Source organism: Aeromonas aquatilis (assembly GCF_054052405.1).
The window spans coordinates 1-17,184 of record NZ_JBSTYP010000045.1; the positions used below are offsets into that span (position 1 = coordinate 1).

The following is a 17,184-nucleotide window of genomic DNA, read 5'->3' on the forward strand; positions in this document are numbered from 1 at the left end:
TCAAATTGTTAAAGAGCGACGCAACAGTTCGTTGCTGCGGGAGTGGAATTCTACTCAACCGCCTTCTCGAGTCAAGCCTTATTTTCAAAGGATTTTCGAGGTTATCGACTTGGCTTTCTGCGTTGCCGCTTGCCCTGTCGATGGAGGCGCATTATAGGGAACGGATTCTTTCTGGCAACCCCTCGTCGGCAATAAAATTGCAAAAAAGGGCACTTTTTTAGTTATTCATATCCAGCCACAGCTTTTATACAAACTTATCCACAGACACTGGTTCGAGATTGCTAGAATGGCCGAAAACAAGGAGGCCAAGATGGACTTGCGACTGAGACCCTACAAGGGAAAACGCCCGCAATTGGGCAAACGGGCATATGTAGATCCCTGCGCGACACTGGTGGGCGATATCGAGCTGGGTGACGATGCCAGCATCTGGCCCATGGTGGCGGCACGGGGGGATGTGAACCATATCCGCATCGGCGCCCGCAGCAATATTCAGGACGGCACTGTGCTGCACCTAACTCGCAAGAGCGCCAGCAATCCGCCCGGCTATCCGCTGCTGATCGGTGAAGATGTCACTGTGGGTCACAAGGCGATGCTGCACGGCTGCACCATAGGCAACCGGGTGCTAGTCGGCATGGGGGCCATCATTCTGGATGGGGTAGTTGTCGAAGATGATGTGATGATCGGCGCAGGTTCGCTAGTGCCACCAGGCAAGCGACTCGAATCGGGCTTTCTATATATAGGTAATCCCGTCAAACAGGCTCGCCCGCTCAAACCCGCCGAGGTCGCGTTTCTCAAAACCTCGGCCGACAACTATGTGCTGCTCAAGGATGAGTATCTGCAAGAGACCTGATAGGGCTGGCAGAAACAGGAAGCCCGGCATAATGCCGGGCTTCGCTTCTTACATAGCTATATAACCGTGCAAAACGGCTGACCGGAAATCAGTGAGCCTGATCCCAGTTGTCGCCGGTGCCCGCCTCCACCACCAGCGGCACATCCAGTTCGGCAGCGGCCGACATCTTCTCCTTGATGATGGCGGTGTACTCCTCCAGCTTCTCTTCGCGGATCTCGAACACCAGTTCATCGTGTACCTGCATCAGCATGCGGATCGACTCATCCTCGATACCGCGGATCCAGCTGTCCACATTGATCATGGCGCGCTTGATGATATCGGCGGCCGTACCCTGCATGGGTGCGTTGATGGCGGCTCGCTCGGCAGCCTTGCGCAGACCGGCATTGCGGGACTTGATATCCGGCAGATAGAGACGGCGGCCGAACAGGGTCTCGACATAACCCTGGGCTTCCGCCTGCTGGCGGGTGCGCTCCATATACTCCAGCACGCCCGGGTAGCGTTCGAAGTAGAGGTCCATGTACTTCTGCGCTTCGGCGCGACCGATCCCCAACTGCTTGGCCAGACCGAAGGCACTCATGCCGTAGATAAGACCGAAGTTGATCGCCTTGGCGCTGCGGCGCATGTCGGTGGTGACCGCATCGAGCGCCACGCCGAATACCTCGGCGGCGGTCGCCTTGTGGATGTCCTTGCCCTCGGCAAAGGCGGTCAGCAACCCCTTGTCACCGGAGAGGTGCGCCATGATGCGCAGCTCGATCTGGGAGTAGTCCGCCGCCACCAGCTTGTAACCGGCGCTCGGAATGAAGGCCTGTCGGATCCGGCGACCCTGTTCGTTGCGTACCGGGATGTTCTGCAGGTTGGGATCAGACGATGACAAACGACCCGTGGCCGCCACCGCCTGATGATAGGAGGTGTGTACCCGCCCGGTCTGCGGCTTGATCATCAGCGGCAACTTGTCTGTGTAGGTGGACTTGAGCTTGGCCAGCCCACGATGCTCCATCAGCAGGCGTGGCAGCTCGTAAGTCTCCGCCAGCTCGGCCAGCACCTCTTCTGCAGTAGACGGTGCACCCTTGGGAGTCTTTTTGATGATCGGCAGGCCCAGCTTGGTGAAGAGGATCTCCCCCAGCTGCTTGGGCGAGGAGAGGTTGAACTCCTGCCCGGCCAGCTCGTGAGCCTGCTTCTCCAGCTCCGCCAACCGCAGCTCGATCTCCTGACTCTGCTGATGCAGCAGCTTGGGATCGATGGTGGTGCCGAGCAACTCCATCCGCGCCAGTACCGGCAGCAGCGGCAGTTCAATCTCATTGAATACCTTGGCGAGGCCCGGCACGGCCTCCAGCTGACCCCACAGGGTCTGGTGCAGACGCAGAGTGATATCGGCATCTTCTGCCGCATAGGGAGCAGCCTGCTCCAGCTCGATCTGGTTGAAGGTGAGCTGTTTCACCCCTTTGCCCGCGATATCTTCAAAAGAGGTGGTCTCGACCCCGAGGTAACGCTTGGCCAGCGAATCCATATCGTGACGACTGGCGGTGGAGTTGAGCACGTAGGACTCGAGCATGGTGTCGTAGGCGATGCCCTGCAGGTCGATGTCGTGGTTGAGCAGCACGTTGCGATCGTATTTGAGATTCTGTCCCACCTTGAGACGGGTCGGATCTTCCAGCAGCGGCTTGAGCTTGCCCAGTACCACGGCTTCAGTCAACTGCACCGGCGCCCCGAGATAGTCATGGCCAAACGGCACATAAGCGGCTTTACCCGGTTCAACCGCGAAGGAGACACCGACGATCCGCGCCTCCATATAGTCGAGACTGGTGGTTTCGGTATCGAAGGCAAACAACGGTGCCGCTTTCAGCTGTTCCAGCCAGCCGTCAAACTCGGCTTCGTCCAGAATGCAGCGGTAGTCGGTTTCGATGGCGGCAACCGGAGCGGCGCTCTCATCGCCAGCCTCGTCTTGCCCGGCGCTCTCGCTGCCCTCTTCACCACCGGATTCCAGCTCCTTGATCAGGTTGCGCAGCTCGTATTCCCGATAGACCGCCAGCAGGGACTCCTTGTCGACCGGCTTGAGCAACAGCTCTTCCAGACTCTGTTCCAGCTCGACATCGGTCTTGATGGTCGCCAGTCGATAGGAGAGACGAACCTGCTCCTCCTGCTCGCGGAACTTGTCGGCGAAGGCCTTGGAGCCTCGGAAGCCGAGCGCAGCTACCTTGTCGAGGTTGGCGGCAATCTCGTCGATACAGCCAATCCCCTGCAGCAGGGCCAGTGCGGTCTTCTCGCCGACACCGGTCATGCCGGGAATGTTGTCGACCTTGTCACCCATCAGGGCCAGATAGTCGATGATGAGCTCGGGCGGTACGCCGAACTTCTCGATCACCCCTTCCCGATCGGTCTTCACATCTTTCATGGTGTCGATCAGGGTGACATGGTCAGAGACCAGTTGCGCCATGTCCTTGTCACCGGTACTGATCAGCACCGGCAGCTGCTTCTCGGTCGCCTGACGAGCCAGGGTGCCGATCACGTCGTCGGCTTCAACCCCTTCCACCATCAGGAAGGGGAAGCCCATCGCCTTGATCATCTGGTGGATCGGAGCGACCTGGCTGCGCAGATCGTCCGGCATGCTGGCGCGGGTCGCCTTGTACTCGGGATAGATGTCGTCGCGGAAGGTCTTGCCCTTGGCATCAAACACCACGGCCACATGACAGTCAGGATATTGCTTGCGCAGGCTGCGCATCATGTTGGCCATGACACGGACGGCGCCGCTCGGCAAACCGGTCGATGTGCGCAGATCGGCCTGCTGGGAGGCGAAGAAGGCGCGGTAAAGATAAGAGGAGCCGTCGACCAGAATAAGGGGATTGCTAGGGGCCATGAAATCGTCCTGCCAGAGATAAACAGCCGCTAGGATGCCACAGGGCCCCCCTCACACCAAGGGGCGCAGCAACAGCACACAGCGCCTGATAAAGGGACTCAGTCTGTGGATAACTCTGTGTTCAAAAATGGGACGCATCAGGGCGCACAGTGACAAAGCTGTGCATAAGAATATAAAAAACCATTAAAAACAATATGTTGAGATCGCAAAAACCGATCGCGAGACAGTTAGGATGATCTCGATCAATGTGGAAAAAGATTTAAGGGAGTAGGTACGGCAGGATCCAAAACGAAACAATCCTAGCACAGCAAGATGACTTGACCAGCGGATGGCGAGCGATAACCATACAAAAGTACAACAATCCATCCTGGCTCACATTTTCAACAACGAGGAGTTTGCCATGAAAAAAGTGGCCGTGATTTTGAGTGGCTGCGGTGTCTTTGACGGAGCCGAAATCCACGAAGCCGTCATCAGCCTGCTGGCGCTGGCCCGTCAGGGAGTCGCCGTCCAGTGCTTCGCCCCGAACGTGGCGCAGCTCCATGTCATCAACCACCTGACCGGTGAGGTGAGCGAGGGGGAGAGCCGCAATGTGCTGATCGAAGCAGCCCGCATCTGCCGTGGCCAGATCAAGGATGTGGCCGAGCTGGATGCGGCCGATTATGACGCCCTACTGGTACCCGGTGGCTTTGGCGCTGCCAAGAACCTGTGCGACTTCGCCATCCGGGGCGCCGAGTGCCAGATCCAGCCCGATGTGCTGAACGCGTGCCAGAGCTTTGCCAAAGCCAACAAACCAGCCGCCTATATCTGTATCGCGCCCGCCATGATCCCGCTGATCTATGGCGCCGGGACACTGGCCACCATAGGCCATGACGAGGGTACCGCCAACGCCATCGAGGCGATGGGCGGCAGCCATCTCAACTGCCCGGTCAACGAATTCGTAGTGGATCAGGAGCGCAAGGTGATCTCCACCCCCGCCTACATGCTGGCCAACAATATTGTCGAGGCGGCGGACGGCATCGAGAAGACGGTCAAACAGCTGCTGGCGCTGTAATTCCCTCACCGCCAGAAACAGACGGGCCGCTCATGGAGCGGCCCGTTTTCAATTCTGCCTGAAGGCGATGAATTAGATGGTTTCGCCCATCTGATCCATTTTGCCCAGCAGGGCACGCAGACGCTCCTGCCATGCAACGTGCTCGTTGCGCAGCTGATGGTTCTCGTCTTGCAGCTTGCTGTTCTGCTCTTTCAGCTCGTCCAGCTCCATCTTCAGCAGGGAGATGTTGTCGACGGCGGATTGTACTTTGGATTCGAGTTGCTCAAGGACTTCTAGTGACATATGCATACCTGTTTGTTCAATTGCGATGCCCCACAGAGGGCGATTCAAGCGCGTGAAGCCAGCATACCCCGAGCGCATCGGCACAAACAAGCCAGTGCGCTGTAAAATGCGCCTTCCATAGATGTATTGTCTAAATATGCGTCTATTTTTCTCGCATCCTGCGCCCGAGCCGCGACAACACACTGAACAGTGCGTAAAAGGCCCCGCCACCCGCGCATCATTTGCACCCTCTCGACGGAATCGCCGTTATCCATGCAAGGCGATATAAGCCCCCAGCAACAGACAGGCGACGACATACATCAGCAGGCCATAAAGCAGGTTCCAGCGCAGGATCAGCCCGGCACTGAGGTTGTAGCGGGAGGCCAGCGCCAGATTGGATCCGGAGAGCGGACTGGTGCCGGTGGCAAGCCCCCATCCCAGCAGGAAACACATACCGAGCAGGCTGGGATCCGGCGCCAGCGGCCAAAGCAACGGCGCTAGCCCGGAGATACTGATGAGCGGATGTACCCCAACGATGGCCACCAGCAAAATCAATAGCAGAGTGAGGGATGCCTCAAGCCAACCAAAGTGATTGAACAGCGGCAAGCCGTGACCGGCACCGAGATCGATGACCGACAGCGCACTGTTGATGCCTGCCGCCAGCAAACCTGCCCCCAGAAACAGCACCAGCTGACCGCCGATGGCTGGAAAGCGTTCCACCACCTGCCGCTTGAGGGCCGCCTTGCGCCCGGCCCTCGGCATAAAGAGCAGCGCCAGCAGCGGGGCCACCAGCGCGATCACCGCCAGAATGCCAAGCTGGGGCCAGATCTGCTTGATGAGCAGTACCAGCAGCGCCAGCGTGACCGGCAACCCCAGGGTCTGCAGCCGCAGCGGATAACCGGCAAAGTCATCTACCCCGAGCCGCTCCACCTGCCAGGCAGTCAGCCCCATCGCCAGCAAGGCGGCGAGGATCCCGAACGGCAGAATATGGGAGAGCTGCAAGCCCGGCGCATAGGTGAGCGCCACCGCCATGGCGACAAAGAAGGGTGACCAGAAGGCGGCGGCACAGAAGATCCGGCTCAGTACCATCACCTGACGCCGCTCCAGCGTACCGTTGCGCTCCAGCCGATCACCGATGATGAAGAGCACCGAGAGGTTGATGACCGCTCCCAACAGATTGAGGCTGGCCATGGTGCTCCACAGCCCCTTGCGCCCGGTCCAGGAGGTGGTGCCGGTCAGCAGGCCGGAGGTGGCAAGGTTGAGAGTGCTCACCGCGGCAAACATGGTGAGCATATTGATATTGGGCAGCAGCCAGTCACCGGCGCTGAGGGCCGCCCCCCGCCACCAGGAGAAGATCAGCAGCAACAGGGCGGCACCATAAAGAGCCAGCGCCTGCCGCTTGGCGGCACCCACCAACCAGGGCCAGGTGAGCAGTGACGCCCCCCAAGCCGCGATCGCCGCAGGCCAGGGGGAGAGTCCCAGATAGAGATGAAGCAGGTTGAGCAGCCACATCCCCAGGATCAGATAACCCGACCAGCGCTTGGCCATCGACGCCTCCGGTCAGCAGCTCAAATACACTGATCCATATCCAGTGAAGGTTTATCGCACTCCGGACGACCCACTATCTTGGCGGGTACACCAGCGACCGTGGTATGAGGTGGCACCGGGTTGATCACCACGCTGCCGGCGCCAATTTTGGCGCCCATACCCACCTCGATATTGCCGAGCACCTTGGCGCCAGCCCCTATCATCACCCCTTCGCGGATCTTGGGATGGCGATCGCCGCTCTCCTTGCCGGTACCACCGAGGGTTACGCTCTGCAGGATCGAGACATCGTCCTCGATCACCGCCGTCTCACCCACCACGATGCCGGTGGCATGGTCAAACATGATCCCCTTGCCGATGCGTGCGGCCGGGTGCACATCCACCCCGAACACCACCGAAATCTGGTTTTGCAGATAGAGCGCCAGCGAGCGACGCCCCTGACGCCACAGCCAGTTGGCGACCCGATAACCCTGCAGGGCATGGAACCCCTTGAGGTAGAGCAGTGGGGTAGAGAAGAGATCGACCGCCGGATCCCGCTCCTGCACGGCGCAGATGTCGGCCGCCACTACCGCCAGCAGCTCTGGCTCGCTGCGCAGGGCCAGCTCGATCACTTCGCGCAGGGCGATGGCGGGCATGGTGGCGCTGTCGAGTTTGTTGGCCAGCTGGAAGCTGAGGGCCGACCGCAAATTCTTGTGATTGAGAATGGTGGAGTGGAAGAAGCTGGCCAGCATCGGCTCCAGGGCCGCCATGCACTGTGCTTCTTGCTGAATTTTGTGCCAGGTTTTGGCAACCAGTTCATCCATGTTGCAGCCTACTGTTGTTCTGGGTGAGGGCTCTGTTGTTCTTTTGTCAGCACCGAGATGGGGTCCATGTGGATGATGACATCCATCCGCTCGAATGCCTGGCGTACCGCCAGTTCGGCTTCATCGGCGATCTGATGGGCCTTGACCAGGGGGATCTGATCATCCAGTTCAAGATGCAACTGTACGAATCGAGTCGGCCCGGATTGACGGGTGCGCAGGTCATGTACGCCATGTACACCTTCTACGGCACAGCAGAGCGCCATTATTCTCGCTTGTTCTTCCGCTGGCAACTGACGATCGAGCAGGGCCTGCACCGACTCGTAGCCGATGTGTCCCGCCCCCCACAACAGGAACAGCCCGATCAGGATGGCAAACAGGCCGTCGGCCCAGTACCACCCCTGCCCCGCCAGCACCAGCGCCAGCAAGACACCGGCATTGAGCAGCAGATCGGAACGGTAGTGCAGCATGTCGGCCTTGATGGCCACACTGTTGGTCTTGCGAATGACCAAGCTCTGGAAGCTGACCAGCAGCAGGGTCAGCACGATGGAGCCGCCACTGACCCAAAGACCCGCCTCCAGCCGCAGGATAGGCGCCTGATTGAGCAGGGAGGAGATACCGTGCATCACCAGCAGCAGGGCAGAACCCGAGATAAAGGCCGACTGAATGAGGCCCGCCAGCGACTCCGCCTTGCCATGGCCGAAACGGTGTTCGTCATCGGCGGGGGCCAGCGCATAGCGAATGGCCAGCAGGTTGATGATGGAGGCACTCACATCCATGAAGGAGTCGGTGAGCGACGCCAGCAGGGTCGACGAGTCGGTCATCAGCCAGGCGATCAATTTACCGATGATCAGCAGGGTGGCGGTGGTGACCGCCGCCATGCTGGCAAAGGTGACCCAACGGGAATATTGTTGATGGCTCAAAACCGGCTTTCCTCTGGCGATGAAAAACTTATTATACCCTGACCCCGGCGTCAGTTTGGCGCGAAAATCTGCGGAATAACACCAGATGAACAGAATACTCCTGGTCGACGACGATCTTGAATTGACCCAACTGCTCACCGAAATTCTGACCCTGGAGGGATTTCAGGTCACGGTCGCCGAGGATGGTGAAGAGGGGCTGCAACGATTGGCGGAGCAGAGCTTCGATCTGGTGCTGCTGGATGTGATGATGCCCAGGCTCAACGGCTTTGCCATGTTGACCAGGCTGCGCAAGACCCACGATACCCCGGTGCTGATGCTGACCGCTCGCGGTGACAGCCAGGATCGGGTCAACGGTCTGGAGGCTGGCGCCGACGACTATCTGGCCAAGCCGTTCGATGATCGGGAGCTGCTGGCCCGCGTGCGCGCCATCCTGCGCCGCACCCAGAGCGCCCCGCCCCAGCGCGGCAACTCCTCCGACGAAGTGCACTTCATGGATATCGTGCTGCAACCCGGTCTGCAGCAGGCCCGCTGCGGCGAACAACTGCTGGAGCTGACCGCCACCGAATTCGGGCTGCTGGAGTGCCTGCTGCGCAATCCCGGCCAGATTGTCAGCAAGAGTCACCTCTCCGAGCAGGTACTGGGCAAAAAACTCGAACCCTTCGATCGGGCCATCGACATGCACCTGAGCAACCTGCGCAAGAAGCTGCCGGATCGCACAGATGGCCAGCCCCGCTTCAAAACCGTACGGGGGCGCGGTTACCTGTGGCTAGAGCAAGAATAGAGCGCATCAACTCCCTCAACGGGATCTCGACCCACATCTTCCTCTGGTTCTGGTTCATGCTGCTGGTGATGCTGGCCGCCGTGATCAGCCTGCCGACCCTGGATCCCCGCAACCAGATCCCGCTGCCGACCCACGAAGTCGCGCGGATGCAGAACAACGTGCAGGCCCTGCTCAACGCCGCCGAGCCGGATCAGGATTTCGATCTGGCCAAGGCGATGGACAAGATCGCCATGCTGCCGGTAGATAATGTCTATTTGCGCGATGAGCGGGGGCAGATCCAGTCCACCACCCATCCGCGCAAGTTCGTGGTGCGCTTTATGGTGGATGCCGATGACCCGGCCAATCCCATGCTGGGCAACGAGGATCGCAAGGCGATCGCCGGCCCCTTCCTGATGGAGCACCACGGTCATCGCTATCACGTCTATTTCGGCCTCAATGCCGAGAACCCCTATCTGTTCCTGTTCATTCAGGTGCTGGATCACCCGATCCGCATTCTGGGCATCTCGATGCTGGTCAGCACCCCGCTCTGCCTGCTGCTCGCCTGGCGGCTAACCCGGCCCATCCTGCAGTTGCAGAAATCGGTCTCCCAACTGGCGGCCGGCAATCTGGAGGTACAGATCCCCAACCTGGGACGGGGCGACGAGATCGGCCAGCTGGCGGACAACGTCAGCCGCATGGTAGAGACGCTCAAGAGCATGATCCAGAAGCAGAAACAGCTGCTTTCCGATATCTCCCACGAGCTGCGCAGTCCTCTCACCCGGATGCAACTGGCGCAGGCGCTGATCCGCCGCAAGCAAGGTGACAGCGCCGAGCTGGCGCGGATCGAATCGGAGATCGGGCGGCTGGACAAGCTGATCGGCGATCTGCTGGATCTGTCGCGGGTGCAGCAGCATGTTGAGGCCCCCATCGTGCAGCCGCTGGCCGACCTGCTGGAGCCCATCCTCGAAGATGCCATGTTCGAGGCAAACCAGAGCGGCAAGCAGCTCAGACTGCCGCCGCTGCCCGCAGAGTCGATCCAGATGTGGCCCGAGCTGCTGGCCCGGGCGGTGGAGAACCCCCTGCGCAATGCCCTCAAATATGCCCGCGAGTTCATCAAGGTGGACTGGTATCGGGAGGGACTGGAGTGGGTGATGACCATTCGGGATGACGGCCCCGGGGTGCCAGACGAGCAGCAGGCGCTGCTGTTCCAGCCCTTCTTCCGGGTCGATGACGCCCGCAACGCCAAAACTGGCGGCACCGGGCTGGGGCTGGCCATCGCCTCGGAGGCAATACAGCGCCACGGCGGCACCATTGCGGCCAGCAATAATCACCCGACCGGGCTGACCATCACCATCCGCTTGCCCATCGCCTGACCCTTTTCATCCGGACGGGCGCTGGGTATGCTGGCGCCCCTTCTTGGCTTTACATCTCTTTGCAGGAGCTCGTCATGCTCGATATCGTCCTCTACCAGCCGGAAATTCCGCCCAACACCGGCAATATCATCCGGCTTTGCGCCAATACCGGTTACCGGCTCCATCTGATCGAGCCGCTGGGATTTGAGTGGGATGACAAGCGGGTAAAGCGGGCGGGACTCGACTATCACGAATTTGCCGAGGTGAAGCGCTGGCCAAGCTATGAAGCTTTTCTGGCTGCAGTGGCGCCCAAGCGGGTGTTTGCCTGCACCACCAAGGGCCGCACCGCGCACTCGGCAGCACAATATGCCCTTGGCGACGCCCTGCTGTTTGGCCCCGAGAGTCGCGGCCTGCCCATCGAGATCATCGAGAGCCTGCCATTCGAGCAGCGGCTGCGCATCCCGATGGTGCCCCAGAGCCGCAGCATGAACCTCTCCAACGCGGTATCTGTCTTCGTCTACGAGAGCTGGCGCCAGCTCGGCTACGACGGCGCCATGTAAGCGCCACCGATGATCAGTGGCGGGCGTCGAGCAGATGCCCGCTGCGCTCCAGCCGCCAGCAGGTGACCCCCAGCGACAGACCGCGCCCCACCATCAGCGCCGCCATCGCCGCCCATAACGCGGCCACGCCCCACGACTGACAGAGCCACCAGATCGGGAAGAAACCGCCAAACGCGGCCAGCAACATGCTGTTGCGCATCTCCCGCGCCCGGGTCGCCCCGATAAATACGCCATCCAGCAGGAAGCACCAGACCGCCAGCAAGGGCATCACCACCAGCCAGGGCAGGTGGCGGGTTGCCTCCGCCACGACCGCCGGAATATCGGTGATATAGCCGATAAGGTGGCTACCGAAGAGGGCAAATACCAGAGTAAAACCACTGGCGATGAGGGCGGCCCAGCCCAGATTGAGCACGATGGCCTCCCGCAGTTTCTGCCGATCCCGCTGACCGATGGCTCGTCCTACCATGGCCTCCACCGCATAGGCAAAACCATCGAGCCCGTAGGAGATAAGCATCAGGAAGTTGAGCAGCACCGCATTGGCGGCCACCGCCACATCCCCCAGCCGTGCCCCTTGCAGAGTCATGAAGGCGAAGCAGAGCTGCAAACAGAGGGAGCGCAGGAAGATATCGCGGTTGAGGCCGAGCAGCCGCACTATGGGCGCGAACTGCCGCCAGCGCTGCCAGCCATCCTGCCACACCGTCGGCGCCAGTTGCCGCAGCTGACGGCGTACCAGCCAGATCCCGACCGCCAGCGCGCAGTAGTCCGCCATGACCGAGGCCGCCGCCACACCCCGCACCTGCCAGCCGAGCCCCAGCACAAACAGGGCATCGAGCGCCATATTGACCAGATTGGTGAGGATCAACATCACCATGGGGCTGCGGGCATCCTGCATCCCCAACAGCCAGCCCATGACCACCAGATTGCAGAGCGCCGCCGGGGCGCTCCAGATCCGCACCGCCACATATTGGCCCGCATAGAGCTGCACCTCGGGCGAGCCGCCACTCAGAGCGATCAGTCGTGGCAACAGGGGGAAGAGCAACAACAGCAGCGCCAGACCGAGAGCAATGGCCAGCCCCAGCGCCCGCAGCAGGGTATCTAGCTGGGCACGACCATCAGCTGCGCCGTGCGCCTGCGCCGTCAGGCCGGTGGTCGACATCCGCAAGAAGCCGAGCAGCCAGAAAATGAGGTTGATCAGGGTTGCACCGACCGAAACACCCCCCAGAAACCAGGCCTGACCGAGATGACCGATCACCCAGGTGTCCACCAGCCCCAGCAAGGGGGTGGTGATATTGGAGAAAACCATGGGCAGGGCGAGCGCAAAGACAGCGCGGTGGCGAGAGGGATCTCGCCACCAGGGGGCAACAGCTGGGGTCACGCTCAGTGGCCTGCCAGCTTCAGAATGCGGGCGAAATCAGAGAGCATGGTAGCCATCTGCACCCGGGGCACCTGACCCGGCGCCACCTGCGGGCGGAATACCGCCTGCAGCTTGCCCTTGGGATTGATGAGCACGATGGAGGCGGAGTGATCGATCAGGTAATCCTTCTCCCCCTGATTGGCGATGGAGTAGATCAGCCCCAGATTGCGCACGAACGGGAACAGCTTGTCGTGGGGGGCAGTGGCCGCCTTGAACTCGGGATTGAAGAAGGCGGTATAGGTCTTGAGGCGTGGAATGTCGTCACGCTGGGGATCCGCCGAGATAAACACTACCTGACTATCGGGCGCCATCTTCTTCAGCTGGTCATAGACGGAACGCATATCTGCCAGTGTGGTGGGGCAGATATCGGGGCAGAAGGTGTAGCCGACGAACAGGAAGGTCCAGCGCCCTTTCAGGTTGGCAGGAGTGAACAGCTGGTTGTCCGCATCGGTAAAGGAAAAATCATTGATGTCCCGCCCCGCCGGATAGTAGTCGGCCTGTTCCGGCTGCTCTGGCTGCGTGGCGTAAAACACCAGGATCAGGCAGGCTGTCAGCAGCAGAAAGAGCAGGGGATAGCGGAGCTTCATCATAACAAGAGACCCTTTCAATTCGAGGCAGATGGCCAGCAGTGACCGGACAAGAGAGGGGCATTGTACCCCAGCGAGCCGCCAAGGTGGTTCAACCTTGTGCAACGCCCTGTCAGGAGTCGACCATTTGGCATAATTAATCGCCAGTTGCGGCCATAAAAAAACCGGCCCCCTCGGGTGCCGGTTATGGATGGATTTGTTTGTCTCTTCTGCTCAGGGGCGAGCGTTACGCTCCTGCTGCAACATCTTGCCGATGGCCCGCACGCCGATGGGAATCACGGGGGCCAGCCAGCCCTCTTCCCCCTGGCGATCACCGTGACCCCGTTTGAACAGCAGCACCAGACGCACCACCTTCTCTTTCGGGCATCCCAGCCAGAGCGTCCAGTGCGAACCACGATGGTGCAGCCAGAGACCGTAAAACCAGGTCATCCGGCTGCCTTTGACAAAACGGGTGATTGACGATTCCGCTGGCGCAGCCCCAGCCTCTGAATCCCATGGCGATCTTGATGCCATACCAGTCCTCCTTGACCGACAGGTCATGTTGCTTCGTCGGCCTGAACTGGGAACAGGCCCGTCACGACTATCTGCAACCATTACGAGTGGTCCCCTTTGCCTGACAAGGCTCGGGATCTCCCCACTCCCCCTTCATATCCCGTGAAGGTGTACTGCCCGATTCTCGTTGTTACCGGCCCTCCCGTACCGACGCATTGTGATGGTCAGAGGGAGGTGCCAAGCCCTGTCTCGGCGACAGGGCACTGATCTGAGCATATATCTGAAATGGATGATTGGTAGCCGGTCGCGCAGGACAAAAATGCCGCCACCGATGATCTGTTTGATATGACAAGGAAAGTGCGCCAGAAACAGCACGGCCTCCCGAAGGAGGCCGTGTGGCAAACGCAGTTGGCGGGGATGATTACATCCAATCGGCGTTGCGGATTACCCCGACAGCCAGCCCCTCGATGGTGAGCTGCTGGCAGGAGAGATCCACCTCGATGGGGGAGAGCTCTTCATTCTCCGGCAGCAGCCATACCTGACTGCCCTTGCGCTGGAAGCGCTTGACGGTGACATCCTCATCGAGACGGGCGACCACCACCTGACCGTTGCGCACCTCCTGGGTCTTGTGCACCGCCAGCAGATCGCCATCCAGAATGCCGATGTTCTTCATGCTCATCCCCTGCACCCGCAGCAGAAAATCTGCGCGCGGGTGGAACAGGGCGGGATCCACCTGATAGTGGCTCTCGATATGCTCCTGAGCCAGGATAGGTTCACCGGCAGCCACCTTGCCGATGAGCGGCAGGCCGCTCTCTTCCAGCACCTCTTCCTCTTCGAGCAACAGGCGAATGCCGCGGGACGTGCCCGGCATGATCTCGATGACCCCTTTTTTGGCCAGGGCCTTCAGATGTTCTTCGGCCGCATTGGCCGACTTGAAACCAAGCTTCTGGGCAATCTCGGCACGAGTCGGCGGCATACCGGTCTCGCTCATGTTCACCTTGATCAGCTCCAGCACTTCGGCCTGGCGGGGGGTAAGGGGTTTCATAGAATTGGCACCTGTCTTTTTATACAGCACACTGGCAGTATATACAGTGCAGTGGCCAAGGCAAGGCACAGCTGACATTTGTCGCAACCAACCCCTCATTTACGGCTGTTTTGATCCTGCGCAGCCGACTCATCGTACCTCTCGGCGACAAGGGGCTGTCGATTTGCTATGCTCACGCCGCATTTTTTTGGAGAGCAGACGCACATGTCCCTAGGACAGAAGATTTCCAGAGCCATCTTGCAATGGCCGGTCAGCGGCTTGGTCAATCACAAGAGCCTGCCGGAAAATCCCATCACAGAACTCAATCTGGATCCGGCCAGACCCATCGTCTATGCCCTGAAAACCAGTTCGATCACCGACCTGATGACCCTGCAGCAGTGCTGTGAGGATCTCGGGCTGCCCGGTCCCTTCACGCCGCTGGAACTGAACGACCAGCTGCTGCCGCGCTATGTCTGTCTGGATCGTCCGCCTCCCCTGTTTGGCAAACGCAGCAAACCGCTCCCCTTCCTGCAGGAGTTCCACCAGCTGCTGGATCTGCACAAGCAGGATCCCGAACTCGATATCCAGGTGGTGCCCGTCACCCTGTTCTGGGGCCGCGCCCCGGGTCGGGAAGGGGAAGAAGCCTCCGGCCTCAACATCATCAGCAGCCTGGCGCCGAACCGGCTAAAGAAGGCGCTCATCGTGACCCTCAAGGGTCGCGAGAATCTGGTGCGCTTCTCGCCGCCGCTCTCCCTGCGCTACATGGCCGACAAGCACGGCACCGACGAGGCCATCGCCCACAAGCTGGCGCGAGTGGCCCGTACCCACTTCAGCCGTCAGCAGCTGGCTGCCACCGGCCCGAAACTGCCGAACCGCAACCTGCTGTTCAAGCAGTTGCTCGACTCCGCGGTGATCCAGCAGGCGATTGAAGAGGAGGCCCAGCGCGAGGGGCTCAGCCTCGAGAAGGCGCAAAAGCGCGCCCATGGCTACATGGACGAGATCGCCTCCAACTTCTCCTACCGGCTGATCCGCCTGGGCGAGAGCTTCCTCGGCTGGCTGTGGAACAAGCTCTACCGCGGTTTGTCGGTCAATGGCGCCGAGAAGGTACGCCAGCTGGCGCAGGAGGGGCACGAGATCGTCTACGTCCCCTGCCACCGCAGCCACATGGACTACCTGCTGCTCTCCTACGTCATCTACCACCAGGGGATGGTGCCGCCCCATATCGCGGCAGGCATCAACCTCAACTTCTGGCCGGCGGGCCCGATCTTCCGCCACGGCGGCGCCTTCTTCATTCGCCGCACCTTCAAGGGCAACCCGCTCTACAGCACGGTATTCCGGGAATACCTCAACCTGCTGTTTGCCAAGGGTTACTCGGTAGAGTTCTTCACCGAAGGTGGTCGCTCCCGTACCGGCCGTCTGCTACCGCCCAAGACCGGCATGCTGGCGATGACTCTGCAGGCGATGATGCGCGGGCTGGACAGGCCGGTCACTCTGGTGCCGGTCTATCTGGGCTACGAGCACGTGATGGAGGTGAACACCTACCACAACGAGCTCAAGGGGAGCCGCAAGGAGAAGGAGAGCTTCCTGCAGGTGCTCGGCATCCTGCGCAAGCTGCGCAACTACGGCCGTGGCTTCGTCAACTTCGGCGAACCGCTGACCCTCAACAGCTACCTGAGCGAACATGTCCCCGACTGGAAACAGCACATCGGGGAAGAGGAGCGTCCGGAGTGGATGGCGGGCACCGTCAACAATCTGGCCGAACTGCTGATGACCCGCATCAACGGCGCTGCCGCGGTCAACGGCCTGACCCTGAGCGCGCTGGCGCTGCTGGCCGCCGAGCGCCACGCCCTGACCCGCGACGAGTTGCAGGCCCAGCTCAACACCTATCTGGATCTGCTCAAGGCTGTGCCCTACAGCCCGCAGAGCACCATTCCGGATGAGGATGCCAAGACCCTGCTGGATCAGGCGATGGAGCTCAACAAGTTCGAGGTGAGCGAGGACAAGCTGGGGCAGATCATCAGTCTCGACCGCTATCAGGCGATCCTGCTGACCTACTACCGCAACAACATCCTCCACCTGTTCGCCATGCCCTCTCTGGTGGCGGCACTGATCGAACGGTGCGAGGGGATCTCCCGCAGCGAGATCATGGCCCGCTGCATCGACATCTATCCGCTGCTCAAGACTGAGCTGTTCCTGCGTTATGAAGAGGAGGAGCTGCCAGCGCTGGTTGATAGCCTGCTCGACGCTCTGCAAACCCAGCAGCTGATCGAGACCCGCGATGACGGCTACTGGGTCAATCCGGCCAACCAGATGCGCCTGCTGCTGCTGGCGGAGAGCATTCAGGAGACCCTGCAACGCTACGCCATCGTGCTGACCCGGGTACTGGCCCAGCCTCATATCGAAGCGGAGCAGCTGGAGGCGGACGGCCTGATGATGGCAGAGCGCCTCGGCACCCTGCACGGCATCAACGCCCCCGAGTTCTTCGACCAGAAGCTGTTCAGCACCCTGATCCACACCTTGCGCAAAGAGGGTTACCTCTCCCCAGAGTGCAAGCCGGATCTCGGCCGCTTCCAGGCGCTGGCCGACAATATAGTGCCGCTGCTGAGCAACAAGATCCGCCGCACCATTCAGGCAGGCAATCAGCTCTGATCTGCAACGCAAACAAAGAAGGCCGCATCATGCGGCCTTCTTTTTTATCGGAGTCTGCGCGG

Annotated in this window: 15 protein-coding genes; 6 read left to right on the plus strand and 9 right to left on the minus strand. The window is 60.5% G+C overall.

Annotated elements, in window-relative coordinates; translation table 11 throughout:
* The first annotated feature begins 310 nt into the window (after positions 1-310).
* Entirely contained in the window at positions 311-850 is a 540-nt protein-coding gene (locus tag ACW5W8_RS16830; RefSeq protein ID WP_498628948.1) for a gamma carbonic anhydrase family protein, read from the plus strand.
* Positions 851-938: 88 nt separating this feature from the next.
* Here the strand turns inward: ACW5W8_RS16830 and polA are convergent, their stop codons facing one another.
* Positions 939-3,704: a DNA polymerase I gene (gene polA, locus ACW5W8_RS16835; protein WP_498628950.1), complete on the minus strand. Its 2,766-nt coding sequence runs from the start codon at positions 3,702-3,704 to the stop codon at positions 939-941.
* A 400-nt stretch (positions 3,705-4,104) separates the two neighbouring features.
* Between polA and elbB the strand changes: the two genes are divergently transcribed.
* A complete protein-coding gene (gene elbB / locus ACW5W8_RS16840) occupies positions 4,105-4,755 on the plus strand; it encodes an isoprenoid biosynthesis glyoxalase ElbB (protein WP_498628952.1) in 651 nt (216 codons plus the stop codon).
* Positions 4,756-4,827: 72 nt separating this feature from the next.
* Here the strand turns inward: elbB and ACW5W8_RS16845 are convergent, their stop codons facing one another.
* The 4 genes from ACW5W8_RS16845 to fieF all read right to left on the minus strand — a co-directional run bounded on the left by ACW5W8_RS16845 (position 4,828) and on the right by fieF (position 8,284).
* A complete protein-coding gene (locus ACW5W8_RS16845; protein ID WP_033136398.1) occupies positions 4,828-5,037 on the minus strand; it encodes a cell division protein ZapB in 210 nt (69 codons plus the stop codon).
* Between the two features lie 246 nt (positions 5,038-5,283).
* Positions 5,284-6,564, minus strand: coding sequence for a hypothetical protein (locus ACW5W8_RS16850; protein WP_498628954.1), 1,281 nt, complete (start codon positions 6,562-6,564; stop codon positions 5,284-5,286).
* A 20-nt stretch (positions 6,565-6,584) separates the two neighbouring features.
* Positions 6,585-7,364 carry a serine O-acetyltransferase gene (gene cysE / locus ACW5W8_RS16855; protein WP_498628956.1) on the minus strand — a complete coding sequence of 260 codons (780 nt, stop codon included), beginning with the start codon at positions 7,362-7,364 and terminating at the stop codon, positions 6,585-6,587.
* Positions 7,365-7,372: 8 nt separating this feature from the next.
* Positions 7,373-8,284, minus strand: coding sequence for a cation efflux pump FieF (fieF, locus tag ACW5W8_RS16860; protein ID WP_498628958.1), 912 nt, complete (start codon positions 8,282-8,284; stop codon positions 7,373-7,375).
* 85 nt (positions 8,285-8,369) lie between these two features.
* Here fieF and ACW5W8_RS16865 point away from each other — a divergent pair, with 85 nt between their 5' ends.
* From ACW5W8_RS16865 to trmL, 3 genes are all read left to right on the plus strand, one after another.
* The gene (locus ACW5W8_RS16865) at positions 8,370-9,065 is read left to right on the plus strand and encodes a response regulator (RefSeq protein ID WP_498628960.1); all 696 of its coding nucleotides are present in this window, start codon (positions 8,370-8,372) and stop codon (positions 9,063-9,065) included.
* Complete coding sequence (locus ACW5W8_RS16870; protein WP_498398575.1) at positions 9,047-10,417, plus strand: ATP-binding protein; 1,371 nt, start codon at positions 9,047-9,049, stop codon at positions 10,415-10,417. The genes ACW5W8_RS16865 and ACW5W8_RS16870 overlap by 19 nt, the downstream gene beginning before the upstream one ends.
* Positions 10,418-10,491: 74 nt before the next feature.
* On the plus strand, positions 10,492-10,956 hold the full coding sequence (trmL, locus tag ACW5W8_RS16875) for a tRNA (uridine(34)/cytosine(34)/5-carboxymethylaminomethyluridine(34)-2'-O)-methyltransferase TrmL (RefSeq protein ID WP_005339545.1): 465 nt from the start codon (positions 10,492-10,494) through the stop codon (positions 10,954-10,956).
* Positions 10,957-10,969: 13 nt separating this feature from the next.
* Here the strand turns inward: trmL and dinF are convergent, their stop codons facing one another.
* The 4 genes from dinF to lexA all read right to left on the minus strand — a co-directional run bounded on the left by dinF (position 10,970) and on the right by lexA (position 14,494).
* Positions 10,970-12,331 (minus strand): MATE family efflux transporter DinF, encoded by a 1,362-nt coding sequence (dinF, locus tag ACW5W8_RS16880; protein ID WP_498628963.1) that lies wholly within the window; start codon positions 12,329-12,331, stop codon positions 10,970-10,972.
* Positions 12,332-12,333: 2 nt separating this feature from the next.
* Positions 12,334-12,960 (minus strand): SCO family protein, encoded by a 627-nt coding sequence (locus tag ACW5W8_RS16885; RefSeq protein ID WP_498628964.1) that lies wholly within the window; start codon positions 12,958-12,960, stop codon positions 12,334-12,336.
* Between the two features lie 210 nt (positions 12,961-13,170).
* The gene (locus ACW5W8_RS16890; RefSeq protein WP_456520199.1) at positions 13,171-13,386 is read right to left on the minus strand and encodes a hypothetical protein; all 216 of its coding nucleotides are present in this window, start codon (positions 13,384-13,386) and stop codon (positions 13,171-13,173) included.
* Positions 13,387-13,870: 484 nt separating this feature from the next.
* Entirely contained in the window at positions 13,871-14,494 is a 624-nt protein-coding gene (lexA, locus tag ACW5W8_RS16895) for a transcriptional repressor LexA (RefSeq protein WP_005339540.1), read from the minus strand.
* Between the two features lie 204 nt (positions 14,495-14,698).
* On the opposite strand from lexA, the gene plsB reads away from it, so the two are divergent.
* Positions 14,699-17,122 carry a glycerol-3-phosphate 1-O-acyltransferase PlsB gene (plsB, locus tag ACW5W8_RS16900; protein ID WP_498628967.1) on the plus strand — a complete coding sequence of 808 codons (2,424 nt, stop codon included), beginning with the start codon at positions 14,699-14,701 and terminating at the stop codon, positions 17,120-17,122.
* The last annotated feature ends 62 nt before the right edge of the window (positions 17,123-17,184 follow it).